This window comes from Ruegeria sp. CE9 (genome assembly GCF_056537425.1).
Genome location: NZ_JBQFRO010000014.1, coordinates 85,707 through 108,892, shown reverse-complemented (window position 1 = coordinate 108,892; position 23,186 = coordinate 85,707). Strand labels below are relative to the sequence as shown.

23 protein-coding genes are annotated in these 23,186 nt (G+C 56.6%); 13 read left to right on the top strand and 10 right to left on the bottom strand.

Translation table 11 applies throughout. The features are described 5' to 3' along the window. Position 1: 1 nt before the first annotated feature. The 3 genes from kce (at position 2) to ACR0B3_RS21105 (ending at position 2,876) form a co-directional block, all read left to right on the top strand. On the top strand, positions 2–940 hold the full coding sequence (kce, locus tag ACR0B3_RS21115) for a 3,5-dioxohexanoate:acetyl-CoA acetone transferase (protein WP_480810771.1): 939 nt from the start codon (positions 2–4) through the stop codon (positions 938–940). Positions 941–1,015: 75 nt separating this feature from the next. After that, entirely contained in the window at positions 1,016–1,957 is a 942-nt protein-coding gene (locus ACR0B3_RS21110) for a YHYH protein (protein WP_480810770.1), read from the top strand. Positions 1,958–1,985: 28 nt separating this feature from the next. After that, complete coding sequence (locus ACR0B3_RS21105; protein ID WP_480810769.1) at positions 1,986–2,876, top strand: DoxX family protein; 891 nt, start codon at positions 1,986–1,988, stop codon at positions 2,874–2,876. A 411-nt stretch (positions 2,877–3,287) separates the two neighbouring features. Here the strand turns inward: ACR0B3_RS21105 and ACR0B3_RS21100 are convergent, their stop codons facing one another. The 3 genes from ACR0B3_RS21100 to ACR0B3_RS21090 are packed head-to-tail and all read right to left on the bottom strand — an operon-like array spanning position 3,288 to position 4,076. Then, on the bottom strand, positions 3,288–3,398 hold the full coding sequence (locus tag ACR0B3_RS21100) for a hypothetical protein (protein WP_480810768.1): 111 nt from the start codon (positions 3,396–3,398) through the stop codon (positions 3,288–3,290). 40 nt (positions 3,399–3,438) lie between these two features. Next, on the bottom strand, positions 3,439–3,801 hold the full coding sequence (locus ACR0B3_RS21095; protein ID WP_480810767.1) for a hypothetical protein: 363 nt from the start codon (positions 3,799–3,801) through the stop codon (positions 3,439–3,441). After that, the gene (locus ACR0B3_RS21090) at positions 3,789–4,076 is read right to left on the bottom strand and encodes a hypothetical protein (protein ID WP_480810766.1); all 288 of its coding nucleotides are present in this window, start codon (positions 4,074–4,076) and stop codon (positions 3,789–3,791) included. The genes ACR0B3_RS21095 and ACR0B3_RS21090 overlap by 13 nt, the downstream gene beginning before the upstream one ends. Positions 4,077–4,635: 559 nt before the next feature. On the opposite strand from ACR0B3_RS21090, the gene ACR0B3_RS21085 reads away from it, so the two are divergent. The 10 genes from ACR0B3_RS21085 (at position 4,636) to ACR0B3_RS21040 (ending at position 15,985) form a co-directional block, all read left to right on the top strand. Next, the gene (locus ACR0B3_RS21085) at positions 4,636–5,919 is read left to right on the top strand and encodes a metal-dependent hydrolase family protein (RefSeq protein ID WP_480810765.1); all 1,284 of its coding nucleotides are present in this window, start codon (positions 4,636–4,638) and stop codon (positions 5,917–5,919) included. Positions 5,920–5,944: 25 nt separating this feature from the next. Continuing rightward, entirely contained in the window at positions 5,945–7,075 is a 1,131-nt protein-coding gene (locus tag ACR0B3_RS21080; RefSeq protein WP_480810764.1) for a substrate-binding domain-containing protein, read from the top strand. A 61-nt stretch (positions 7,076–7,136) separates the two neighbouring features. Then, positions 7,137–8,654, top strand: a complete 1,518-nt coding sequence (locus tag ACR0B3_RS21075; protein ID WP_480810763.1) for a sugar ABC transporter ATP-binding protein — start codon at positions 7,137–7,139, stop codon at positions 8,652–8,654. Then, positions 8,651–9,595 carry an ABC transporter permease gene (locus ACR0B3_RS21070; RefSeq protein ID WP_480810762.1) on the top strand — a complete coding sequence of 315 codons (945 nt, stop codon included), beginning with the start codon at positions 8,651–8,653 and terminating at the stop codon, positions 9,593–9,595. The genes ACR0B3_RS21075 and ACR0B3_RS21070 overlap by 4 nt, the downstream gene beginning before the upstream one ends. Further along, positions 9,592–10,563 (top strand): ABC transporter permease, encoded by a 972-nt coding sequence (locus ACR0B3_RS21065; protein WP_480810761.1) that lies wholly within the window; start codon positions 9,592–9,594, stop codon positions 10,561–10,563. The genes ACR0B3_RS21070 and ACR0B3_RS21065 overlap by 4 nt, the downstream gene beginning before the upstream one ends. Before the next feature lie 15 nt (positions 10,564–10,578). Continuing rightward, a complete protein-coding gene (locus tag ACR0B3_RS21060) occupies positions 10,579–11,928 on the top strand; it encodes a substrate-binding domain-containing protein (RefSeq protein ID WP_480810760.1) in 1,350 nt (449 codons plus the stop codon). After that, positions 11,925–12,548 carry a helix-turn-helix domain-containing protein gene (locus ACR0B3_RS21055; protein ID WP_480810759.1) on the top strand — a complete coding sequence of 208 codons (624 nt, stop codon included), beginning with the start codon at positions 11,925–11,927 and terminating at the stop codon, positions 12,546–12,548. The genes ACR0B3_RS21060 and ACR0B3_RS21055 overlap by 4 nt, the downstream gene beginning before the upstream one ends. A gap of 2 nt (positions 12,549–12,550) precedes the next feature. Next, positions 12,551–13,333: an alpha/beta hydrolase gene (locus tag ACR0B3_RS21050; RefSeq protein ID WP_480810758.1), complete on the top strand. Its 783-nt coding sequence runs from the start codon at positions 12,551–12,553 to the stop codon at positions 13,331–13,333. Next, on the top strand, positions 13,330–14,478 hold the full coding sequence (locus ACR0B3_RS21045) for a fumarylacetoacetate hydrolase family protein (RefSeq protein WP_480810757.1): 1,149 nt from the start codon (positions 13,330–13,332) through the stop codon (positions 14,476–14,478). Before ACR0B3_RS21050 ends, ACR0B3_RS21045 begins: the two co-directional genes overlap by 4 nt. A gap of 10 nt (positions 14,479–14,488) precedes the next feature. Continuing rightward, positions 14,489–15,985 (top strand): aldehyde dehydrogenase (NADP(+)), encoded by a 1,497-nt coding sequence (locus ACR0B3_RS21040; RefSeq protein WP_480810756.1) that lies wholly within the window; start codon positions 14,489–14,491, stop codon positions 15,983–15,985. 277 nt (positions 15,986–16,262) lie between these two features. Here the strand turns inward: ACR0B3_RS21040 and ACR0B3_RS21035 are convergent, their stop codons facing one another. Genes ACR0B3_RS21035 through ACR0B3_RS21005 form a run of 7 tightly spaced genes read right to left on the bottom strand, consistent with a single transcriptional unit; the run spans position 16,263 to position 23,155 of the window. Continuing rightward, positions 16,263–17,084: a 3-oxoadipate:acetyl-CoA acetyltransferase gene (locus ACR0B3_RS21035; RefSeq protein WP_480810755.1), complete on the bottom strand. Its 822-nt coding sequence runs from the start codon at positions 17,082–17,084 to the stop codon at positions 16,263–16,265. 1 nt (position 17,085) lies between these two features. Then, positions 17,086–17,970, bottom strand: a complete 885-nt coding sequence (locus ACR0B3_RS21030; RefSeq protein WP_480810754.1) for an intradiol ring-cleavage dioxygenase — start codon at positions 17,968–17,970, stop codon at positions 17,086–17,088. Positions 17,971–18,009: 39 nt separating this feature from the next. Beyond that, the gene (locus ACR0B3_RS21025; RefSeq protein ID WP_480810753.1) at positions 18,010–19,767 is read right to left on the bottom strand and encodes an FAD-dependent oxidoreductase; all 1,758 of its coding nucleotides are present in this window, start codon (positions 19,765–19,767) and stop codon (positions 18,010–18,012) included. A 1-nt stretch (position 19,768) separates the two neighbouring features. Beyond that, on the bottom strand, positions 19,769–20,866 hold the full coding sequence (locus tag ACR0B3_RS21020) for a branched-chain amino acid ABC transporter permease (RefSeq protein ID WP_480810752.1): 1,098 nt from the start codon (positions 20,864–20,866) through the stop codon (positions 19,769–19,771). Next, the gene (locus ACR0B3_RS21015) at positions 20,866–21,729 is read right to left on the bottom strand and encodes a branched-chain amino acid ABC transporter permease (protein ID WP_480810751.1); all 864 of its coding nucleotides are present in this window, start codon (positions 21,727–21,729) and stop codon (positions 20,866–20,868) included. The genes ACR0B3_RS21020 and ACR0B3_RS21015 overlap by 1 nt, the downstream gene beginning before the upstream one ends. Then, positions 21,726–22,436 (bottom strand): ABC transporter ATP-binding protein, encoded by a 711-nt coding sequence (locus ACR0B3_RS21010; RefSeq protein WP_480810750.1) that lies wholly within the window; start codon positions 22,434–22,436, stop codon positions 21,726–21,728. The genes ACR0B3_RS21015 and ACR0B3_RS21010 overlap by 4 nt, the downstream gene beginning before the upstream one ends. Further along, on the bottom strand, positions 22,436–23,155 hold the full coding sequence (locus ACR0B3_RS21005; RefSeq protein WP_480810749.1) for an ABC transporter ATP-binding protein: 720 nt from the start codon (positions 23,153–23,155) through the stop codon (positions 22,436–22,438). The genes ACR0B3_RS21010 and ACR0B3_RS21005 overlap by 1 nt, the downstream gene beginning before the upstream one ends. Positions 23,156–23,186: the final 31 nt, after the last annotated feature.

Below are 23,186 nucleotides of genomic sequence, written 5' to 3'. Positions count from 1 at the left end.
TATGGCCCGTCAGAAAAAGACCATCATTACATGTGCTGTAACAGGAGCGATCCACACACCAACTATGTCGGATGCGCTCCCGTACACTTACGACGACATCGCACGGCAGGCGATCGAGGCCGCCGAGGCCGGAGCGTCGATCCTACACCTCCACGCCCGCAACCCTGAGAACGGGTCGCCATCGGTCGACCCAAATGACTTTGCGCCATTTCTGCCCCGTATAAAACAGGCAACGGACGCTGTTGTGAACCTATCGACCGGTGGATCGCTAACATTGTCCATTCAGGACCGGATCAATCCGGCCAAGACTTTCAGCCCCGAAATGTGCTCGATGAATATGGGTTCGATGAACTTCTCGTTTCACCCATTGGCCAACCGGTATGGCGATGAAGATTGGAAGTTTGATTGGGAGAAGGATTATGTCGCGAATTCCGATCAGAACATCTTTCGCAATACGTTCCGGGACATTCGCGAGGCGGCAGAAACTCTGGCTCCGCATGACATCAAATTCGAGCATGAATGCTACGATGTCGGCCACTTGTACAACCTGAAATTCTGTATGGATATCGGGCTGTTCAAGGCGCCAATCTTCATTCAGTTCATCTTTGGTATCCTTGGCGGCATCGGGCCCGAGGTCGACAACCTGATCTTCATGAAACGCACTGCGGACCGTCTGTTCGGCGATGACTACCGCTGGTCCGTTCTGGGGGCAGGCGGGGCACAAATGTCGCTTGCGACCACGGCAAGTCAGATGGGCGGCAACCTTCGCGTCGGTCTCGAGGACAGCTTGTTCATCTCACGCGGGAAACTGGCCGAGAGCAACGCCCAGCAGGTCGCCAAGATCCGTCATATTGTCGAAGATCTGGGCAGTCAGGTCGCGACACCTGACGAAGCTCGAGAAATCTTGGATTTGAAAGGAGGAGACCGCGTCGCATTCTGAGGATTGGACGCTTGGCCTAACCTCTCATCGAGTGGCTTATTTTGGGAATTTCGAAAACCCTTAGGAGATTGAACCATGCGAGTGGAGATTTTGACATTCAGCGCGCTTTTGACAGGATTTACGGCAGTTCAGGTTCGTGCGCAGAGTGCAGCTCAGGACATCACCAACCTTTTGCTCAGCAACCGATCTGGAGACTGCGCGGATTATGCAGGAGTGTATTCCGCTTCAGTGGAGGATGTAACGCGCCAACAACGGTTTAACTCCGAAATCGAAATCTCGGCAGAAAGCCAGCACTGCACCCTCAAGACCAATGGCATTCCTAACCATGATTTCAACGGGCCTACAGCCAACTTCGCTAACAATGTACGCGAATTGCCTGGCACTTTTCGGATTCCCAGAAATCCGGAGAAGGCCCGCAACCAAACCGCGCTGTCGCAACGGAGTTATGATGCCATTTTATTGAATGGCGTGCCGGTCGATTTGCTTTCGGCTGGGTGTTATCGCCCGAGCGGCCCGCGAGCAGACAAGAACGGCAATGTATTGGCGGGGTGTCGAGATACTGATCCATGGTTGCTAGATCCGCCGTCCTACGATCAGTATTTTGGTGTAGATCTGCACAATGCCCATGCCCAGCCCGATGGCAGGTATCATTACCATTCCAACCCAAATGCTCTGTTTTTGGATCACGACCTTGATAAGCCGTCACCAGCTATCGGCTTCGCCGCAGACGGCTTTCCGATCTACGGGACGATATTCAAAGACAGCGATGGTACGATAAGACCTGCGATTTCCGGCTACCAACTCAAAACTACGCCTCGGCCTGCGCCGCCTAACGGGCCGGGTGGTACTCCGGACGGGACATATATCGACGACTACGAGTTCACTGGGGCTGGCGATCTAGATAAGTGCAATGGCATGACTGTGGATGGCCAGTACGGATACTATGTCACGACAAGCTACCCGTGGGTATTGAACTGTCTGGTCGGAGAACCTGATCGCTCATTCGACAAAAGATGATCGTTAGTCCTGACTTGGAGGCGCAGTTTTGACCTATCCTCGAATGATACTGATGCTTCGCGTTTCTTCTGCCGTGCTTACCGGTATTGCAGCTTTGCTCGCAATTCTCATCTGGTTAGGTTTGTCGCATTTTGGAGCAAGTGATGAAGCCGTTTCGGCGATCAAGAGTTCATCTGCGATTTACTTTCTGATCGGGTTTCTTTGCCTGTCTGTTTTCTTGACGCTATTTGCGCCGATCGCGATCCCAAGGCTGGTTTTTCTGCTGGGGTTGTTCCCCCTTTTGGTCGGCTGGCGTATCTCCGCGCTGACAGGGATGGGAGCCATCAACATTCTATGTGCCTGCGCGTTTGTCGGTTTTCTCGCAATATTCGCTGTTTTGATTCTTCTCGGATTGCGTACACCGGCAACAGCGGGTCGTCCTCAGACCAGCTATGCAAGTGTCCAACTTGCCTTCATAAGGCTCTATATCGGGTTGGATCTAGTTCCGCATTGCACGGAAAAGCTCTTTGCTGGGCCAGCAGTTCGAAGTGGGGATGTGCAATCCTTTCAGGCGCTTGGCGTACCCGACGCTCTGCAATTTGTTTTGCTGGCCGGGATTATCGAGTTCTCGGCCGCCATTGGCGTTGGACTTGGACTGTTCACGCGCCTCGCGGCCGTTCTGACGGTGGTTTATTTGATGGTTGCTACAATAATGGGCCACCATTTTTTACTGGGTTTCATCTGGGCGTCGCCCGGAGGAGGATGGGAGTACCCGGTGCTCTGGTCTGTTCTTATGCTCAGTTTCGTCTTCGGTGGGGGACGTTGGATGTCGCTGGACGAAGTGATTAGCGAACACGCGAAACTTCCTCGCTGGGTATTGGCACTGATGGGGGATACTTCTTCACATTGCCACACCCGCATGGCTGAAGAAAAAAGCTGATCAAAACTGCTGCTTGCCAAAGGCAGACAGACAAAAGGTGGTTTAATTTAATCCGCAAAAGTTGAACCGAAGTTCACTCGAATTGGGGTGGTTCTCTCTTTGCAGTCGCGTCACACGTTTGGGACCCGGGCGTCTCAACACACCCCTGTTGTCCGGTGACACAACCGATTACGCTGTTAACGCCCACTGTTGAGGCATGGTAGTGGTACCCCAGTTTTTCGGACACGTGCCCGCGGCACTCGTCCAAGTCCACAGGTGCTGACCCGTCCAGATTCAACGACTTGTAGAGACTATACCCAACTATCGTTATCAGGACGTCAGATCAGTGTATTTTCCGACGCGGCACGACATCGTTCCCCCACGAATGATTTAACTGCGGTCAAGTCGTGTTCCAGAACTGTTTTATGATCTTCACTTGGTCCACTGCGTTTGTCGTGCCACATATCTTGCGACGTCCAGACCGGTGGCCTGCTTCGCGGTGTCACCGAAATTGATGGGATGCGCCGTCGAAAGTGTCACCATCGGGTTATCATCGTCTAGAAAGTCATGGGCAACATGTGTTCTAACGGCCGAATGAGGATCGCAAACATAACCCTTCTTCCCTGATAAGCGCAATTTCTGATATAATATCAGCTCCGGTTGCTTTACCCGCAGAAAAGTCCTGAGCGATGGTGCTCAGAATACCTTCCGGCAAATTGAAACCACTGGATACTTTCATCTGGGTCATCAGCGAATTTACATGCAAATGACCGCGCCTTGAGGCCTCGAAAAGCAGCCTTTCAAAGTTTAACGAATGCTGGATATCCATGCTGGGCGTAATTGTTGCTTTCACCTCGCCCAATTTGTGCTCTCCGGAACGCAACACACGCACCAATATATCGTTTTCATTGGTCGCGATGACCAATTTGCCGATTAGCAATCCCATTCGCTTGGCCACGTAACCCGCGTAAATATCCCCGAAGTTCCCTGTTGGGACAGTAAAACTCGCAGCCCGGTCGGGGCACCCAAAGCCACAGCGAATGCAAAGTAGTAGACGGTCTGGGCCATGATCCGACCCCAGTTTATCGAATTTACAGCCGAAAGCTCAACATCCATTCGGAAACGCTCATCTGCAAACATGGCTTTGACCATGTTCTGACAGTCGTCGAAAGTTCCCTTAATCGCGATAGCTTGTGCATTGGGCGATGCAACTGTTGTCATTTGCAGCCGTTGAAATTCTGAAAACCGCCCGTCAGGGAACATAAAGAAAGTGTCAATTGCGTCGCAGTCTTTGAACGCATGTAATGCAGCGCCGCCTGTATCTCCGGATATCGCACCCACAACCCGAGGGTTCAATATGACCTACAACGAGCAATTGGAGTGTTGGGCATTTGAACGACTTGTCCCCAACCCTTCTTGGATGGGATCACTTCGGGGTGATCGACACTCCAGTATTCTATTCCCTGCTATCGATGGAGGGTTTCAGTGACTTGGATTTTGCGTGCTTTGTAGAAGCGTTCTCGGCTGCAAATCGCGGGAACGAAAAACGGCAAGTGAACTGGCGATCAATAGGTTTGGAAAATGGCTGTGTTACCTCCGCTGGGCGCTGGTATGGCTTTTGATCACGCAGAGTTCTCATTTGATTGACATGCTGACCCTTATTTTAAACTAATCTAATATATGGCAAGAGTTTAGCCTTTTCACCCTCAAAAATGATAAGGATTAAATGCAGGTTTTTCTCGACCGCAGCGATTGAGTTCCAGCGGACTGGGAGGAAAAAATGTCACAAATCACGATTGAAGGTGCGCGGATTTGGGATGGCGTATCAGAAACACGCTATCCTGGTTCTGTCACGATTTCGGGAAACAAGATCACCAAAATCACGAAAGGCGAAACCGCACCTGCAGAGATACAAGGTGAGGTTATTGACGGCACAGGTCACACTCTGATGCCGGGCATGGTCGAAGGTCATTGCCATCCTAGCTTTACTGGTGTCGGCGAACCATGGGAGCTTGGTCAGCTCTGTCCTGAACAGCATATGTTGTTGACTGCGCAGAACCTGCGTCTGCTGCTCAGCCATGGGTTTACATCGATATTCGAAGCCGCCTCGGCCAAACCGATGCTAGGTGTTGCCGCACGCGATGCGATCAATGAGGGAATGTTGGACGGCCCGCGTATGCGTGCCTCAAGTCCCGAGATCACCACAACTGCCGGTTTGGGAGATGAACGCAAACGGCACATCTATCAGGAAAGCTTTGGTCTCGTCGCCGATGGCCCTATTGAAATGCGCCGAGTTGCACGAGAATGCGTGCGTGACAATGTCGACAATATGAAGATCAACATCTCGGGGGATGAGTTCGTGTCCTTCGCGCGGGCCGAGATCACACCGTTGGAAGATGATGAACTTGCGGCTTTCATAGCTGTTGCAAAAAAGTACGGCAAAACTGTTGCCGCCCACGCACGGTCTTCTGAATCCGTCAAAATGGCTGTGCGTCACGGCGTAAATTGTATCTATCACTGCGATTTCGCCGATGAAGAAGCGCTGGATATGTTGGAAGAAGCCAAGGATCGCGTCATCCTCGGCCCTGCCTTTGGCCTTGTTCACAACGCAACCCGTGAGGGGGATGCCGTCGGTCTCACCAAAGAAGTGGCGGAGCAAATGAACTTGTTCCGCAAGTTCGATGCCACTTGCGCCACCTATCATAAAATCCGCAAACGCGGGCTGCGCGTGGCGGTTGGTGGGGACTATGGTTTCGCCATTACGCCAATGGGGCAGAATGCCCGCGATCTGGAACACTTCGTGCGCTATTTTGGCTACTCGCCGGTCGAGGCGCTGCGCTGTGCCACCACGGTCGGCGCACAACTGATGCAAATGGAGGATCAGATCGGTCAAGTCAAAGTGGGTTTTCTGGCTGATCTTTTGCTGGTCAAGGGCGATGTCACACAGGATGTCAGCCTGGTTCAGCATCAGGACAATCTGTCGATGATCATGAAGGACGGGGTGATGTTCAAAGACCCCCGGACCGGCATCAATGCAGGCGGTCTGATCCGCGCTGCCGAATAAAATCAATACGTTAGGGAGGAAACGCATGCGTATTTTGAAAACCGCGGCAGCCGTCGCGACTCTCGGGCTGTTTGCTGGATCGGCGATGGCGGATGGATATCAAGGGGTGCCTCGCACCTTTCTATGGAACCCGGGCGCATCGGAAATCTATGACGCCGCCGAGTACAAGAAAGAGGGTCCATATACGATTGGGTTCTCGAACGCCTCGATCTCGAACCCATGGCGTGTGGCGATGTTGCATGGCATCGAAGCGGCGGCGGAACGCAATGCTGACAAGCTGAGCCGCTTTATCATCACGGACGCCAATGACGATCCCAGCAAACAGGCTGCTGACGTGCAGGACCTGATCGCGCAAGGCGTCGACATCCTGCTGATCTCGCCCGCCACAGCCGAGGCTATGGACCCGGTTATTCGTCGTGCAAAACGCCAGGGAATCCCTGTGGTTCTAGTAGACCGCTCGGTACCTTCGGATGAAAACTTCATCAGCTTTGTCACTGCATCGGATCAGGCCTTAGGCCGGATTTCAGCCCAATGGCTGGCTGAAAAACTCGACGGCAAGGGTAAGGTCGTGATGCTTGGCGGCCTCGCTGGCGCATCACCCGCCGAGGCGCGAATTCGGGCCGCGATGGAAGTATTCAACCAGTTCCCCGAATTGGAGGTGCTTGAGACCCAGTACACAAGCTGGTCGCCTGCCAATGGCAAAACCATCATGTCCGCTCTGATCCAGAAATACGGTGATGAGATTTCGGGCGTCTGGGCCGACTCGGGCCTGCAGGGTTCAGGTTCGATCGAAGCTTTCCTTGCAGCAGGGTACGAAGCTGGCACTATCCCTCCGCATACCGGCGGTGACTTCAACGCGATGTATCAGCTGTCGGTCAATGTTGATGTGCCGATGATCGGTATTGACTATCCGCCAGCCATGGGCGCGCAGGCTTTCGAAGTGCTGTTCGACGTCCTTGACGGTAAGGGCATCCCAAAGCGGATCGAGGTGAACCAGCAGGTGGTTGTCTCGGAAGGGCATGAAACGCCTTCAGTTCAGGCCGATGTGTTTGTTTCTGACTATGCGCTGATGGACAAGCCGGGATCAGTCATCATGTCCTCGGGTGTTGGCGCCGACTATGATCCAGCCACATTCTCGGCGGTCTATCCCAAGTAAACGGGATTAACACAGGCAGGGGCGGCATCGCATCGCCCCGCCTACACGGGAGGAAATAACAATGGCACAGCCATATCTGGCCGCACGCGGCCTCAGCAAATCATTTGGCCCCAACGAAGTGCTCAAAGGGATCGAGTTCGAAGTCCATGGCCACCATGCCGTCGCGCTGTGCGGTGAGAACGGAGCTGGGAAATCGACCCTGATCAAGCTGCTGACCGGGCTCTACACGCCAACTGGCGGACACGTGGAGTTCGATGGCCAGGAAGCGGGTTGGTCTGATCCGCGCCAGAGCCTCGCCGCCGGCATCGCGGTTGTCCATCAGGAGTTCTCGGTGCTGGGGGCGCTGTCGATCGCCGAAAACATCTATCTGGGCGCCGAGCCGAGGACCAAGTTCGGCCTGATCGACCGCAAGGCTTTGAAACGCAACGCGCAGGCCTTGTTGGATGATCTGGGAATCTCTTTGAATCCCGACAATCTGGTCGAAACCCTATCGGTCGCCGACAAGCAGATGGTTGAGATTGCCAAGGCGTTAAGGGTCGAGGCTAAGGTTCTGATCCTGGACGAACCGACAGCTGTGCTGAGTCAAAACGAAACCAAACACCTAATGCGTATCATCAATGACCTTCGGGAACGCGGTATGGGTTTGGTTTACGTCTCACACCGTCTGGACGAGATTTTTGAGATTTGCACCGATATCACAGTGATTAAGGACGGGGTCGTGACCTCGAAAGGGCCGACGACGGACTACACCCATGACAGCGTGATCGCTGCCATGGTGGGTCGCGAGCTGGGTGACATCTTCCCGCACAAGGCCGCGAACCCAACGGCAGGCGAGAAGGTGCTGGAGGTGCAGAACCTTGTTGTGGCTCCGCACCTTCCGCCTGCTAATCTGGACGTCCATGCCGGCGAAATAGTTGGGTTGGCCGGACTGGTCGGCTCGGGGCGGACGGAACTGGCATTGGCGCTCTTTGGGGCGGCCCCGTCGACCGGAAATGTCACTCTGATGGGAGAGCCGATGCCGCATCGTGATCCGGCAGGGTGCATTGAGGCGGGCATTCTGATGCTGACGGAGTCCCGCAAAGATGATGGTTTGTTCCTGAACTCATCTGTCGCACGGAATTTTGCGGCTACGACACCGGGATTCGGCGTGCATCACAACGCCATTCCGCCGGGGCATGAGGAGCGTCGTGCTGCGGTGCTGAAAGAACGCCGAGGCGTAGTTGTTGACCACGTGGGTTTGCCGATCTCAGCGCTGTCAGGCGGGAACCAGCAAAAGGTCTTGATCGCGCGCTTGCTCGAAAACCGGCCCAAGCTGCTGATCCTTGATGAGCCGACGCGCGGCGTGGATGTCGGTGCAAAATCCGAGATCTACAAGACCCTGCGCGAGCTGGCGGATGAGGGCATGGCGCTTCTGGTGATCTCGTCCGAACTGATCGAGATCGTAGGGCTCTGCGACCGTGTTCATGTGATGCGCGACGGAGAGCTGGCGAAAGAACTGGTCGGGGAGCAGATCACCGAAGAGGCGATCATCACCGTGGCCGCAGCCGAAACCTCAACCCATCACGGAGTAGCGGCATGAGCACGATCGTACGCGCCACGCGCGCCCAGCCCGTTCATTTGGTCGTTGTTGCCCTGATTGCCATCGTCTTTGTGATTGGCATCTCGGCCTCGGACCGTTTCGCGACGCCACTCAACATGGCCAATGTGCAGGACCAAATGGTTGCTTTGGCGATTGTCGCGCTGGCACAGACCATCGTGATCCTGTCCGGCGGCATCGACCTCAGCTATGCCGGGGCATTGAGTTTCCTCTGCGTGGTTTTTGCCGCCATTGCCGGAGACACAACGGGGACCTTGTTGTTGGCGATGGCTGCCGTTGTTGCGCTTGGCATCCTGATCGGCATGATCAACGGAGGGATCACGGCCTATGTTGGCGTGCATCCCCTGATCACGACGCTTGGCACCTCAACGATTCTGGCAGGTGCCGCGCTGCTTATCACCCGGCAGCCGTCGGGCTCGGTGCCGTTGTTCTTTGAGGATTTTACCTATAGCCGTCTTGGCGTGGTGCCCTACGGCATGTTGTTCGTAATCGCGCTGTACCTGCTAATCGGCTTTATGCTGTGGCGTACGACCTTTGGCACTCGCATCTACGCCATCGGAGACAACGAGGCCGCCGCTGCGGTTTCCGGCCTGCCGGTAAAACAGACCAAGGTGGCGATCTACGCGCTGTCCGGGCTGCTTTGCGCAGTGGCCGCAATGTACATGACCGGGCGATTTGGAGTCGGCGACCCACGCGCGGGCGTCGGGTTCGACCTGCGTTCGATCACACCGGTGATTGTTGGCGGCACGCTGCTTGCCGGAGGCAAAGGTGGTGTTCTGGGCACGGCGCTAGCGGTGATCCTGCTAGCGTTTCTGGCCAATGTTCTGAATTTCATAAATATCTCCAGCTATTACCAGTGGATCGCCGAAGGTTTGATCATTATTGCCGCCGTTTCATTCTTTGCAGGAAAGGGCAAGTCATGACCGCGACCGCCACCAACCCCGCAAACATAAAAACCAACCGCGACACTGTGCGCGCGACCCAGCGCCGAGAGCTGCTGATCCTGCTCGGGTTCCTAGCGGTGATCTGGGCGGTGACCACCATGCTGTCTCCCCGGTTCCTGACACCGGCAAACCTGAAGGACATCCTGATCCAGGCTGCTCCATTGGGTTTTGTGGTGATCGGGCAGATGATTGTCATCATCGTAAGAGGGCTGGATCTGTCGGTGGCCTCGATCATGGCGACGGTTGCTGTTCTGTCGACCTCTCTGATCGACTCCACGCCTGTCATCTTCATCGTGGGCCTTCTATTGGGCGCATTCATAGGCGCGATCAACGGCTACCTTGTGGCTTACAGAAAGGTGACACCGTTTCTCGCGACACTTGCCACCATGATCGTGCTGCAGGGCATCCGCTTTGCCTATACCAAGGGCGCTCCGGGCGGTACATTGCCAGACACTTTCCGATGGCTTGCGACCGGCGACGTTTTTGGAATTCCCGTGGCGCTGATCGCACTGGCCATCGTGGGTTTTGGCATGCACTGGCTGCTTGAACGAACGATTTTTGGCCGCCGCCTGAAACTTTATGGCGACAGCCCGGAAGCCGCCTACATGACCGGCGCGCCAACCCGATTTTTGGTTGTTATGGCCTTTGTCATCTCAGGTGTTTTGGCGGCTGTGGCGGGGCTATTCCTGGTGGGCTATGTAGGGATCGTCGATAACTGGACCGGACGGGGCTACGAACTTGACAGTATCGCAGCAGCCGTAATCGGCGGCGCCGCGCTTTCGGGCGGCAAAGGCTCTGTTCTTGGCGTTCTGCTGGCGGCTTTGATCCTGGTGTCGTTGTTCAATATCGTCGTCATTCTTGGCCTGTCGATCGAGTTGCAGTTGGTGATCAAGGGGGCACTGATTATCCTCGCCGCAGCCGTTTACATGCAGCGGTCGCAAGGCTGATCGGGGAAAACGCCCATGTCTCAGGATGACAAATCTAATGTACAGCGCATCGCGGCGATCCTGAAAGGGTTCGACGCAAGCAATACACCGCGTCGCACGCATGACATCCTCGAAGAGCTGGGCGTTACCCGCTCAACCGGTTTTGGTTTGCTGCGGGCTTTGGTTGCGGCGGGTTTGTTGGAACGGTTCGACCATGGCTTTCTGCGACTGGGTCCTAAAGCCCGCGATTTGATCTTTGCCGCACTCGAGGTACCTGAAACCACCGAGCGGAAGAAACTGCTAGCACGGCCAGGAGTTGCCGGCGCCGAAAAACAAGAGAACCTTCCTGATCTGGAGTGGGACCCGGCGCTGGTGCGAACTGTCGATGCCAGCCGATACAGGAGCGCTGCCCCATATCGTATCGGTTTTTCCAACGCATCAACCAGCAATGCCTGGCGGCGTGCCATGTTGCAGAGCCTGTTCTATGCGGATCGGATTGCGCAATCTCAGATCGAAACCCTCATCGTGTTGGATGCACAAGATGACCCGACCTTACAGCTTGCTCAGATTGATGAGTTGGTGGCGCAGGATATAGATCTTTTGCTGATCTCAATCACCTCGGTCAACAATCAGGCGCTCAGTGACCGGCTGGGCGAGCTGGCAGACCAAGGCCTGCCGATTGTCGCCGTCGACCGGAGGCCGAATGATCGGTCTTCGCTTGTCTCGTTTGTCACGGCATCGGACAGTCGGATCGGACGTATCAGCGCCCAATGGATGGCTGAAACTTTGTCGGGTCAGGGGCGGGTCTGGATGCTCAGCGGTCTCGAAGGGGCCAGCCCGGCCCTGCGTCGACAGCAGGCGGCTCTGGCCGCATTTTCAGCGTTTCCAAACATTCGGGTCGAGAATGTCAGCTATACCGATTGGACCGAGTCAGGTGGTTATAAGGCAATCGACAAGGTGCTGGCCGAAGCACGCCGACCACCGGATGGAGTTTGGTGCGACAGCGGCCTGCAAGGGGTGGGCTCGGTCAAGCGTTTTCTGGATGGCGGCTTCGACATACCGGTCCATACCGGCGGCGACCTGAACGAGATGTACAAACTGTGCCTGCATCACAAAGCGCCGATGGCCGCATTGGATTATCCTGCCAGCATGGGCGCGCGGGCGCTGGGGCTGGCGCTGGATATCCTTGGCGGGAACACGGTACCACAGCGGGTAGAAGAGCCAGTGCAGATCGTCCTACCCCGAGGGTTGGAAACTGCGTCAGTCAAAGCCGACACGTGGGCTGAGTTACACGTCGCCTGGGATTTGCCGGATGACGCGATCCTCTCGCAAGGCCCAGCCTTGCACCGAGATAAACGATCCATCAAAGGGAGCGCTACGGGATGACCCATTCTGCCTATGCTCGTGCAGTCGACGCATTTGAAGCCCTCATAAATGCACTGGGGCGCGATGCCTTTGCCTCTCCGGCGGGGCTGATCCGGGCCGCAGGGGTACCCGCCAGCAGCGGCTATCGCCACACCGCCACGCTTGAGGCCGAGGGGATGCTGCGCCGGGATGCTCAGGGTCATTACCTGCCCGGCATGTCCACCATTCGGGTCGGCCTGCGGGGATTTGGTTTTGGGCGGATGGCACCGCTGGTGCAGCCCATTCTTCTACAACTGCGCCAGAGCACTCAACTAACCTCTTTCCTGGCTATCGCGCAGGATATGGAGTTGCGCATGGGCCCGCACACGGTCGGGCGCGAGACTCGCGGCATTCCGGTGCAGCCCTCTTATGGCTTTGAAACTATCCCAGAACTTGTGATCGGCGATGTATCAGAGGTAGGGTTGCGCTGGTTCGAAGGCCCGGTGGCTCGTCGCACCGGGGTGGCTTTGATCCCCGTCGAAAGCTCGACCAGCAGCATTGCGCTGATCGGGCTGGTTGTGAATGCAACGCGCGGCACCAGCGAGGTGCAGATCCGCGCTTTGCAACAAGCATACGAACAGATCAAAGAGCAAGAGGTCTGATTATGCAGGCTTTCTGGGATCGTCAGTTAAAGTTTTCCGAGGCCATTCCCAATTTTGCCGATGTGTTGGATCGCATGGCGCAGGACAGTGATGCCGTAGCAAGACAGTTGCGTTTTTCACACGCGACTTATGGTGATCATCCTCGGCAGTGGGTGGAGTGGGTTGAGAGCACGGGTCCTCAGACAGTATTGCCTGTGATCATCCACGGCGGGTATTGGCGAGCGCTTCGGGCGGAGAACCATCGTTTCATGATGCCGGGGTTTCTATCATCCGGGGCGGCAGTCGCCAACATAGAATACCGTCTGATGCCCGAGGTCCGACTGGCCGATGTCGTGGCGGACGCCAAGTCGGCCTTGAGCGCGCTCGCCGAGGTTTTTCCCGCGGCGCAGTTCGTGCTGGTTGGCCATTCCGCCGGAGCGCATCTTGCCCTGTCCTCCTTGACCGATTCCATGTTGGCGGATCGGACACTGGGGGTGCTTTCGATCAGTGGGGTGTATGATCTGGCGCCGGTGCGCCTGTCCTTTCTGCAATCGGAATTGGGTTTGACGCCGGGCGAGGTGGCAGCGTTCAACTTGTCACCCGAGGCGATGCGCCCACCCGTCCTCTACATCAACGGCAGCGCGGAAACGCACGAGTACCTGCGGGGCGGAGGGCTTATGTCGCAAGCCGAAAACGCCGATTGGCATGTGATCGATGGGGAGGACCACATGTCGCTGACTTGGGCTACCTGCGATCAGGCCCAAGAGCTAATCTCCAAACTTTATTCTCTGGGAAACACCAAATGACACTGAACTTACCCGACACCGGAACGTTCGTCGGCCGGATCTGGCTGCCTCAGGTGCAAGGTCCGGCGCTAGTGGTGCGGCGGGGCAACCGCCTCATCGACATTACGTCTTCAGACCTGCCGACTATGCAGGCGTTGTTGGAATTGGACGACCCGGCTGCAGTCGCGCAGACTTTTGTCGGTACAGACGTTGGCAGCATTGAAGAGGTCGCCGCCAATTCGACGGAGACACCAGAGCCTTCCAAGCCTTATTTCTTGGCGCCTTCTGACCTGCAACCGATCAAAGCCTGCGGGGTGACATTCGTTTCGTCTATGCTGGAACGTGTCATCGAAGAGAAGGCCAAGGGCGACCCGGCCAAAGCCGATGCAATCCGAGCTCGCTGCACCGAGATTCTGGGCGACAGTCTGCGCGCGGTAGAGCCGGGGTCAGACAAGGCGATAGCCTTGAAAGACGCCTTGATCGCAGAAGATGTGTGGTCGCAATACCTTGAGGTTGGGATAGGACCGGATGCTGAAGTGTTCACAAAATCGCAGGCCATGTCGGCGGTAGGTTTTGGTGCAAGCATCGGGTTGCACCCAATCTCAACCTGGAACAATCCCGAGCCCGAAGTGGTTTTGGCCGTCGACAGTTTGGCCCGTATCAAGGGTGCCACCTTGGGCAATGACGTGAACCTGCGCGATGTGGAAGGGCGCTCGGCCCTGCTGCTGGGCAAGGCCAAGGACAACAATGCCTCATGCGCGATTGGCCCGATGTTACGGCTGTTTGACGATAGTTTCGGGCTTGATGACGTCCGAATGGCCGAACTGACCCTGAAGGTTACTGGCGAAGAAGGATTTGAATTGCACGGAACCAGCTCGATGGCTGAAATCAGCCGCGATCCGGAGAATCTTGTGGGTCAGGCGCGCGGCTCGCATCACCAGTACCCGGATGGTTTTTTCCTGATGCTGGGCACGTTTTTTGCGCCCACGCAGGACCGCGATACACCCGGCGGCGGGTTTACCCACAAGATGGGGGATCTGGTCGAAATATCGAATCCGTCGCTTGGGCGGCTTGCCAACACAGTGCGTCTGTCAACTGAGTGCCCGCCCTGGACCTTTGGCACCAGCGCCTTGATGAAAAATCTTGCTGCACGCAACCTGATCTAAGGAAAATGAGATGAACGGACACAGCCTAATTGCCGGAGAATGGATAGCTGGCGATGGCAGCTTTCAATCTGCCCCCGCGATCGGAGAGGCCAAGACCTACTCCGCAGGCACACCGGAACTGGTAGAGCGGGCCTGCACGGCCGCCGAAGACGCCTTTTGGTCTTATGGCTATTCAACGCGTGAAGAGCGTGCGGTGTTTCTGGACTGTATCGCCGACGAAATCGAACAGCGCGGCGCAGCGATCACAGAAATCGGGTGCTCGGAAACTGGTTTGCCTGCTGCACGGATGGAAGGTGAGCGTGGACGCACCACGGGTCAGTTACGCCTGTTCGCAAATCATATCCGCGATCGGGCCTATCTGGACTACCGTCATGATGCGGCCCTGCCGGATCGCCAGCCCTTGCCGCGCCCGGATCTAAAGATGGTGCAACGTCCCATCGGTCCGGTGGCCGTTTTTGGCGCGTCGAACTTTCCATTGGCCTTTTCGACCGCGGGCGGCGACACCGCAGCGGCTTTGGCCGCAGGGTGTCCTGTCGTGGTCAAAGGCCATTCGGCGCATCCGGGGACGGGTGAGATCGTGGCCGAAGCTATCGACGCCGCCCGGCAGGCCCTTGGTCTGAATCCAGGAGTGTTCAGCTTTGTGCAGGATGGCGGTGTCGCTGTCGGAGGCGCGCTGGTTCAGAACGCGTTCATCAAAGCGGTTGGTTTTACAGGCTCCTTGCGCGGTGGTCGCGCCTTGTTCGACCTATGCGCGGCGCGGGACGAACCCATCCCGTTTTTTGGTGAGTTGGGGTCGGTCAACCCGATGTTCCTGATGCCAGAAGCCCTAAAGTCACGCGGTGCCCAAATTGCGCGGGGGTGGGCAGCGTCCCTGACAATGGGTGCAGGGCAGTTCTGCACAAATCCCGGAATCGCCCTTGTTTCAGATGGCCCGGACGCGGAGGCCTTTATCCATGAGGCGACCGCTGCATTGCAGGACACGACCCCTCAAACCATGCTGACAGATGGAATTGCGCAAGCGTTCTGTGAGGGTCGTGATCGTGTTGCCTCAGTTTCCGAAGTAACAACCTTGGTCTCCGGAGCCGTCGAGAACCGCGATGCGAGCCCCTTTCTTTGTAGGGTTTCGGCTGTCGAGTTCGAAGCCAACCCGGTTTTGGCGCATGAGGTCTTTGGACCATTGGGCGTCGTGGTTGTTGCCGAAGATGTCGGTGCGTTCGCATCTATCGCACGTGCGTTGGAGGGTCAGTTGACCGCAACCGTGCATATGGACATTGAGGACACCGAGCATGCGGCCAAGCTGGTGCCAATATTGGAACGCAAAGCCGGACGTGTTTTGTTCAATGGGTTCCCGACCGGAGTAGAAGTCGCCGACAGCATGGTGCATGGCGGTCCCTATCCGGCATCGACGAATTTTGGGGCGACCAGTGTCGGTACCCTCTCGATCCGTCGCTTCCTGCGACCCGTTTGCTACCAGAACGTGCCTGAAGAGATCAACATTGCCACCTGATGTCCCGCACGTCACAGTTGGTCAGCTCAATCTTGCGAGCGATATTTCCCATTCCCAAAGTGTTACAGCTGAGACGCTTTTCTTTGCTCTCTCGGTTAGGCAGGCGAAATAGCCCTTGTCGGTTTCGACTATTCTATGCACCAGACGTATCAACTGGCCGTCGAGCACATCCCAATTGAGCCAGAGCTTGAGCTAACTTTGCCCAAAAGAAAAATCGAGCCTTCAGTCTGACATTTTGAACGGGTATTTTGGATTATCTGGGGTGCGCAAACGCGGTCTATAGGCCCAGAATACTTCGTGCTTGGGCCGCTGTTGCAACTGGGCGATTGTATTGGTCACAGATCTCTGCAGTCCGCGTTACAAGCGCCGCGTTTGATGGTGCCAATGTATTGCGATCCAGTCGCACATTGTCTTCCAAACCCGTTCGCGCATGGCCACCTGACGAAATTGCCCAGTGGTTAAGAACCTCCTGCTGCGCACCAATGCCTGCAGCGCACCAGGGCGCACCCGGAAACAGTCGGTCAACAGTTTTCACGTAGAAATCGAATGCGTCTCGATCCGCAGGCATCGCGTTTTTCACACCCATGACAAATTGCACATAAGGCGTGTCTTTGATTTGACCTTTCTTGTGCATCTCGGCCGCCTTCAGGATGTGACTAAGATCGAAGGCTTCGATCTCTGGTTTGACGTCATAAGTGGCCATCTCACCCGCGAGCCAGTCGACAAGATCGGGTGGATTTTCGTAAACGCGCGTGGGAAAGTTGTTCGATCCTACCGACAAAGACGCCATATCCGGCCGCAACGGCAACATCCGGCCGCGCATCTTGCCCGCTCCGGACCGACCGCCCGTCGAAAACTGGATGATCATGCCGGGGCAGTGTTTCACAAGCCCCTCTTTCAACCTTGCGAACTTTTCTGGGTCGCTCGACGGCGTTTCGTCATCATTTCGAACATGGGCGTGGCAGATCGACGCCCCTGCCTCGAAAGCGGCCTGTGTGCTTTCGATTTGTTCTTCGACTGTTATTGGCACGGCCGGGTTGTTGGCTTTGGTGGGAAGAGAGCCAGTGATCGCGACGCAAATTATACAAGGCTCTTTCATCTCATGTCTCTTTCGGTGCGAGGACAAAATCAAATTCGACATCCCAATAGGAACCGTCGAAGCCTACGTCTTTAGACCGCGCGGCATCATCGACGCGGTTGAATTCTGCAATTAGGCTTTCTTTGACCCCAAAAACGGAATCCGAATGGATATACTTGTCCTCGGGATCAAATATGTGGGTTGTCAGTTCGTCATACCCATCCTTTGACACAATGTAGTGCAAATGGGCTGGACGAAACGGGTGGCGACCCAGCCGGTTCAACAAATCTCCGACGGGGCCATCGTCAGGAATGGAGTAATGTTTGGGCCGGACGGCGCGGAACCAGTATTTTCCGTCCGGTCCCGTTCTAAAGACACCGCGCAAATTGAAATCGGGTTGGATGCCCTTTTGCTGAACGTCATAGAACCCTTCGTCGTTTGCCTGCCAGACATCGATTTTGACGCCTTCCAGCGCGTTGCCATCAACGTCTGTAACGCACCCCCGCACCACCATATCTTCGCCCTTTTGATCGAGGCATATGTTGTGCCCCATTGCATATTCAGGGGCATCGCCGACGTGAAATGGGCCCAACACAGTGTTCTCCGAAGCCCCAGAGGGGCGACGGGAATTTACAGCATCCACCAACATCGACACGCCCAAAACATCGGACAAAAGTATGAATTCTTGCCGCCAGTCGTCGCACATGTGACCAATCTTGGTCAGGAACATAATGGCTTCGAACCATTCCTGCTGCGTCGGCTCGATTTCCTTAACCGCTTCATGAAGCTTGCGGGTGATCACCTCCATCACCTCTTTAAGCCGTTCGCTTTCCGCGTTTTTGTTGCGGGCCGCAACCACCTCGGCCGAGTTTTCCTCGGTGAAGTATCCCATCTCATGCGCGTCCATTGTGATCTCCTAACCTGAAAAAACCTGATCCATTTCTGCTCATCGTGAAAGCACTGTGGTCAGAGCACGCCGCAACTCGGCTTCGGCATCTGCGGCCATGTCAGCTGCGCGCCATGCGACGTGTTGATCGGGGCGGACCAGTAAACAGCCGGTATCCGAAATTTCCGACGCCCGTGCCCAGTCTCCTGCGTGATCGACATAAGTCTGGCGAGGGCCAATGACGTGGCAGCGAATGGGCATCCCCAGTTCCCGGGATACGGCCTCGGCCGCCGTGACCCACGCTTCTCCACCTATACCGGTCAGAACCGTGAACTCGCCACGACCGCAAAGATCCAGTGTTGAATGCTTGTTGCCCGTGTCGTGATCGAACACCCAGACATGGGGAATGCGCGCGCCAGGCCAGGTGGTCGGCTGGTAATGCAGCTCGGCATCCTGATCAAATCCGGGATTTGGTTGGCCATCTGTTTCGATTGCCCCAGAGTCGTACCGCTGGTTCATTTCGACACCGTGGGCGTCGAATTCATATTTCTTAAAGGCGATGGCCTCGCGGATGGCCTGTCTTTGCGCCGCAGCTTCCGGCGTTGACCCGGTTCTTGCCTCAAGGTTGCATTGCATGACCTGCGGGTCGACCCCTTCGGCCATACCAAGTGCTTCGAAGATCGGTCCGAATTCACCAATCGACTGGTTGGCCCGCGTGACGATCTGCTTTGCCACCGGCGCGCGTTCTTCGCTGTAGCTGTCCAACAAGCGTTTTCCAGCATGGCCTTTCAATACGGCCGCCAGCTTCCACGCGAGGTTGAAGCTGTCCTGGATCGACGTGTTCGACCCCAACCCGTTGGACGGCGGATGGCGATGCGCGGCGTCACCCATGATGAACACGCGATCCTTTTGCATATGGGTCGCGTACATATTGTTGACGGTCCAGGTGTTGGCGCTGATCAGTTCGATCTCAAGCTCCGGGTCGCCAACAAGCTGGCGTGCAACCTGCGTGGCCATCGCCGCGTCAACCTCTGGCGCGGGTTGGTTGATGTCATAGCCCCAGACGATCAGCCATTCGTTCCACGGGCGAACCATGCGGACCAAACCCATACCGATGCCACCGACATTCGCGCCGGGTTGCATCACCCAGTAGAGGACCGAGGGCCGATGCGCGACGTATTTGCTGAGATCTGCACGGAACAGGATGTTCATGGACCCGCCGACGCCCATCTGTCCTTCGAACGGTAGCCCGGCATGCTCGGCGACCAGTGAATTACCCCCATCCGCACCGACCAGGTATTTCGACCGGATGGTGATTTCTTCACCCGACAAGCGATCAAGGCAGGTCGTCGTCACGCCATCTGCGTCCTGATCATGGCGCAAGTATTCGGTGCTCATCCGCGCCTGAGTGCCACGGCGGCAAGCAGTGCCGAACAGTATCGGTTCCATGAAGGTCTGCGGTAGATCATTCATCATGGTTGGGCTGGACAGCAGGTGTTCGGCCTTGGAAAGCGGGTGATTGCCCCAGCTTTTCATGCGCCCGATTTCCTCACCGGCGAGGCTTTCGCAGAACACGTTCTCGCCCATCAGATCCTGATGCGCGGCGTGCATGTAGGCTTCGGCTTCGACCTCGTGACCAAGGTCGCGCAGCACCTCCATCGTTCGCTGATTGGTGATATGCGCACGCGGCGTGTTGGCCAGCCAGCGATAGCGGTTGATGACCATGTTCTCGACGCCATAGCTGGACAGCAAAGCCGCCGTTGCAGACCCCGCCGGGCCGGTGCCGATGATAAGGACATCCGTTGTGATGGTGGCCATGTTACGCCTCCCTTTGTTTGTCAGATTGAATTGAACGGGTGCCGTCGGCTTGGTTCGTCAGCACCAGGCGACGGCGCACGGGAAATATTTGAAGTCCGGTTTTTTCGGTGATCAGTCCCCAGATGCCGCGCGGGGCGAAAAGCATGACGGCGATCCCGATCAGACCAAGCACCATGAGGTACCAGGAGCCGTAGTCGGCCAGCAGGCTTTGTAGGACAAAGAAGATCAGCACCCCCAGGATCGGGCCTTCGATGGTGCCGATGCCTCCGATCACGACGATGAAGATCACATAGGCCGTCCAGTCGGTGACCGAGAACGCGGCATCCGGTGAAATCCGCAGCTTTTGCACATAGATCAAAGCGCCGGTCAGCCCGGTTCCTGCGGCCGAGACCAGGTAGACCAGCCACTTCATCCGCACCGCATCGACGCCGACGGATTTCGCGGCTTCGACGTTGTCGCGGACGGCGGCCAGCGCCAGCCCGCGTTTGGTTCTGAGCAGCCAGTAGATACCTGCGATCGTTGCGATCACCAGCGCCAAGGCCAGCCAATAGGTCAGGATATCCCGCGCTGCCGCACCGCGAACGTCAAACGTGGTCTGGATCCACTCAGTGGCCCACATCTCACGCGTTGCGGTGCGCGGCAGAGATGTGCCAGTGCCGCCGCCCAGCACTTTCCATTGGGCCACCAGCAGGCGCATGACCTCGGCGATGACCCAAGTTCCGATGGCGAAATAGGCCCCTTGCAAGCGGAAGGCGAAAAAGGCCGTGGGGATGGCGACAATCAGGGCCGCAACGCCGCCCAGAAGGATCGCCGGAACTGGGTCCATACCCCAAAGGATGACACCGCCGAACATGGCGTATGCACCCATGCCCACAAAGGCTTGCTGGCCGACGGACACAAGGCCACCATACCCCGCCAGCAAGTTCCAGAACTGCGCTAGTACAAGCATGGTGAAGATGAAGAACAGGTCTTGGATCAACCCCCTGCTGGCGAAGGTTGGCAGCAGGATGAATAGGATGATCAGGGCGACGCAGACGGCTCCGGCACTGTAGGACGCACGGGTCTGCGTTTGGACACGGTACATCGAAATATCTGTCATCAGTCCACCGCCCTTGGAAACAGGCCCCTGGGTTTGATCAGAAGCACGATGAGAAAGGCCAGGTGACCGGCCAGGATTTGCCATTCGGGGTTGATTGCTGCGCCGACAGTCTGAGCGACGCCGATGATGATGCCTCCGATCAAGGTGCCCCACAGGCTGCCAAGGCCACCAATGATCACGGCCTCAAAAGCATAGATCAGGCGCGCTGGGCCGATATTGGGGTCAAAGTTTGCGCGCATTCCAAGGTATAGCGCCGCCAACGTGACCACGAGCATTGCGATGGCGGTCGCAGTGGCGAAGATACGTTCTGGCCGGATACCCATCAGACCCGCTGTCACCGCATCGTCCGAGGTCGCGCGGAACGCCCGCCCCAATTCCGTGCGATAGAAAAGCTGGTTCAGACCGATGATGACAAGGATTGCCGAGGCAAAGGTCAGCAGCGGCAGAACGCCGAGGTTCAACCCGCCCATTTGAACGGAGGCCGTGGTGATCTCGCCCGCCGGCAGACGTTGGCTATCAGCCGAGAACCCTTCGAGCAGAGCATTCTGCAAGACGACCGATAGACCGAATGTCACAAGCAAAGGCGGCAGGATATCAGGCCCCAGCACGCGGTTCAGCACGTGCTTCTGCAAGGCCCAACCCACGCCAAACATGATTGGTGCGGCAATGATTGCTGCCAGAAACGGCGAGAGCCCGAGCAGCGAGACCAGCAAAAGGATCAGATAGGCGGCAAATACGATTAGATCGCCATGAGCCAGATTGACCAATCGCATGATCCCGAACACAAGGCTCAGGCCTGCCGCGAACAGTGCGTAGAGCCCGCCCAACAGAACGCCCTGAATGATGGTGTCGATCCAAATCATGCGGCGGCTCCTCCGAAATAGGCATCGTGAATGGCCTCGCGGCTGAGCGTATCTGCGGTGCCTTCCAGCGTGACGCGACCCTCCATCATGCAATAGACGCGATCGGCGACTTTCATCGCCTGGCCAATGTCCTGCTCCACCACGATCAGGCTGGCTCCGGCCTCCTGAATGCGGGGGACGGCATCGTAGATGTCTTTGATGACCACCGGCGCGAGGCCAAGACTGATCTCGTCACAGAGCAGAACACGGGGGTTGCTCATCAGCGCGCGACCGATTGTAACCATTTGCTGTTGCCCGCCAGACAGGGCGGTGCCGGGATGATTTCGGCGCTCTTTCAGGATTGGGAAAAGGTCGTAGATTGTTTGCAAAGACCAATGCCCTTGTACCTTTCGGCCATAGGTACCGATCAGCAAGTTTTCCTCGACACTAAGCGACGGAAACAGCCGGCGGCCCTCGGGCACCATGGCCACTCCGCGCGCCATGATTTCATCCGCCGCAAGGTCTCCGATGGGTCGGCCATCAAATCGCACCTGGTCGGACCCGTTGGTCAGAACACCTGAAATCGAGCGCATGAGGGTCGATTTTCCGGCCCCGTTTGCACCGATGATGGCGACGGTTTCACCTTCGTCCAGATGGATATCCACGCCGAACAGGGCTTGGAAATCTCCGTAGTGCGCGGTCAGCCCTTGGGTCTCTAGCAGGTTCATCAGACTTCGATCCCCAGATAGATTTCTTTGACTTCCCGGCTGTTCATGATCTCGTCCGGATCACCGAGACCGATGACTTTGCCGAAATCCAGAACCAGCAGCCGCTCAACGACCGAGGTGAGCGCATGCAGGACGTGTTCGATCCAGATGATCGTGACGCCGCTACGGTGCAGCCCCTTGATCGTGTTGATTAGCGCTGTGCATTCCGCGTCGGTTAGACCCCCGGCAATCTCGTCCAAAAGCAACAGTTTTGGATTGGTTGCCATCGCGCGGGCCAACTCCAGTCGTTTGCGTTGCAATAGCCGCAATCCTCCGGCCGTGTGGTTGGCCACATCCAACAACTCCGTTTGCTCGAGAATACGGGCGCAGTCCTGTTCGACCTCGTGTTCGGATTTGCTCTGCCCGTGCGTCGCGGCCACCAGCAAGTTTTCGAACACCGTCAGATGATCAAACGGCTGAGGGATCTGGAACGAACGTCCTATGCCCGACAAGCAGCGCTGCATGGGCGGCACACGCGTCACATCATCTCCATCGAAATGGATTGACCCTGCATCAGAGGTCAAATTACCCGTTATCAGGTTGAACAGCGTCGACTTCCCGGCGCCATTGGGTCCGATAATCCCAAGGGCCTGCCCCTGCGCGACGTCAAAGCTGACATCGTTGGTAACGGTTAGAGCACCAAAGCTCTTGGAGACATTTTTGAGCGAAAGAATGGTCATGCCGGTATTCCTATCCCGGACTGCAGTCCGG

Bases quoted from the DNA above. Each gene is read 5' to 3' on its own strand.
- kce (WP_480810771.1), top strand. From the start codon at position 2: ATGGCCCGTCAGAAAAAGACCATCATTACATGTGCTGTAACAGGAGCG.
- ACR0B3_RS21110 (WP_480810770.1), top strand. From the start codon at position 1,016: ATGCGAGTGGAGATTTTGACATTCAGCGCGCTTTTGACAGGATTTACG.
- ACR0B3_RS21100 (WP_480810768.1), bottom strand. From the start codon at position 3,398: ATGGTGACACTTTCGACGGCGCATCCCATCAATTTCGGTGACACCGCG.
- ACR0B3_RS21095 (WP_480810767.1), bottom strand. From the start codon at position 3,801: ATGGGATTGCTAATCGGCAAATTGGTCATCGCGACCAATGAAAACGAT.
- ACR0B3_RS21090 (WP_480810766.1), bottom strand. From the start codon at position 4,076: ATGACAACAGTTGCATCGCCCAATGCACAAGCTATCGCGATTAAGGGA.
- ACR0B3_RS21085 (WP_480810765.1), top strand. From the start codon at position 4,636: ATGTCACAAATCACGATTGAAGGTGCGCGGATTTGGGATGGCGTATCA.
- ACR0B3_RS21080 (WP_480810764.1), top strand. From the start codon at position 5,945: ATGCGTATTTTGAAAACCGCGGCAGCCGTCGCGACTCTCGGGCTGTTT.
- ACR0B3_RS21075 (WP_480810763.1), top strand. From the start codon at position 7,137: ATGGCACAGCCATATCTGGCCGCACGCGGCCTCAGCAAATCATTTGGC.
- ACR0B3_RS21070 (WP_480810762.1), top strand. From the start codon at position 8,651: ATGAGCACGATCGTACGCGCCACGCGCGCCCAGCCCGTTCATTTGGTC.
- ACR0B3_RS21065 (WP_480810761.1), top strand. From the start codon at position 9,592: ATGACCGCGACCGCCACCAACCCCGCAAACATAAAAACCAACCGCGAC.
- ACR0B3_RS21060 (WP_480810760.1), top strand. From the start codon at position 10,579: ATGTCTCAGGATGACAAATCTAATGTACAGCGCATCGCGGCGATCCTG.
- ACR0B3_RS21055 (WP_480810759.1), top strand. From the start codon at position 11,925: ATGACCCATTCTGCCTATGCTCGTGCAGTCGACGCATTTGAAGCCCTC.
- ACR0B3_RS21050 (WP_480810758.1), top strand. From the start codon at position 12,551: ATGCAGGCTTTCTGGGATCGTCAGTTAAAGTTTTCCGAGGCCATTCCC.
- ACR0B3_RS21045 (WP_480810757.1), top strand. From the start codon at position 13,330: ATGACACTGAACTTACCCGACACCGGAACGTTCGTCGGCCGGATCTGG.
- ACR0B3_RS21040 (WP_480810756.1), top strand. From the start codon at position 14,489: ATGAACGGACACAGCCTAATTGCCGGAGAATGGATAGCTGGCGATGGC.
- ACR0B3_RS21035 (WP_480810755.1), bottom strand. From the start codon at position 17,084: ATGAAAGAGCCTTGTATAATTTGCGTCGCGATCACTGGCTCTCTTCCC.
- ACR0B3_RS21030 (WP_480810754.1), bottom strand. From the start codon at position 17,970: ATGGACGCGCATGAGATGGGATACTTCACCGAGGAAAACTCGGCCGAG.
- ACR0B3_RS21025 (WP_480810753.1), bottom strand. From the start codon at position 19,767: ATGGCCACCATCACAACGGATGTCCTTATCATCGGCACCGGCCCGGCG.
- ACR0B3_RS21020 (WP_480810752.1), bottom strand. From the start codon at position 20,866: ATGACAGATATTTCGATGTACCGTGTCCAAACGCAGACCCGTGCGTCC.
- ACR0B3_RS21015 (WP_480810751.1), bottom strand. From the start codon at position 21,729: ATGATTTGGATCGACACCATCATTCAGGGCGTTCTGTTGGGCGGGCTC.
- ACR0B3_RS21010 (WP_480810750.1), bottom strand. From the start codon at position 22,436: ATGAACCTGCTAGAGACCCAAGGGCTGACCGCGCACTACGGAGATTTC.
- ACR0B3_RS21005 (WP_480810749.1), bottom strand. From the start codon at position 23,155: ATGACCATTCTTTCGCTCAAAAATGTCTCCAAGAGCTTTGGTGCTCTA.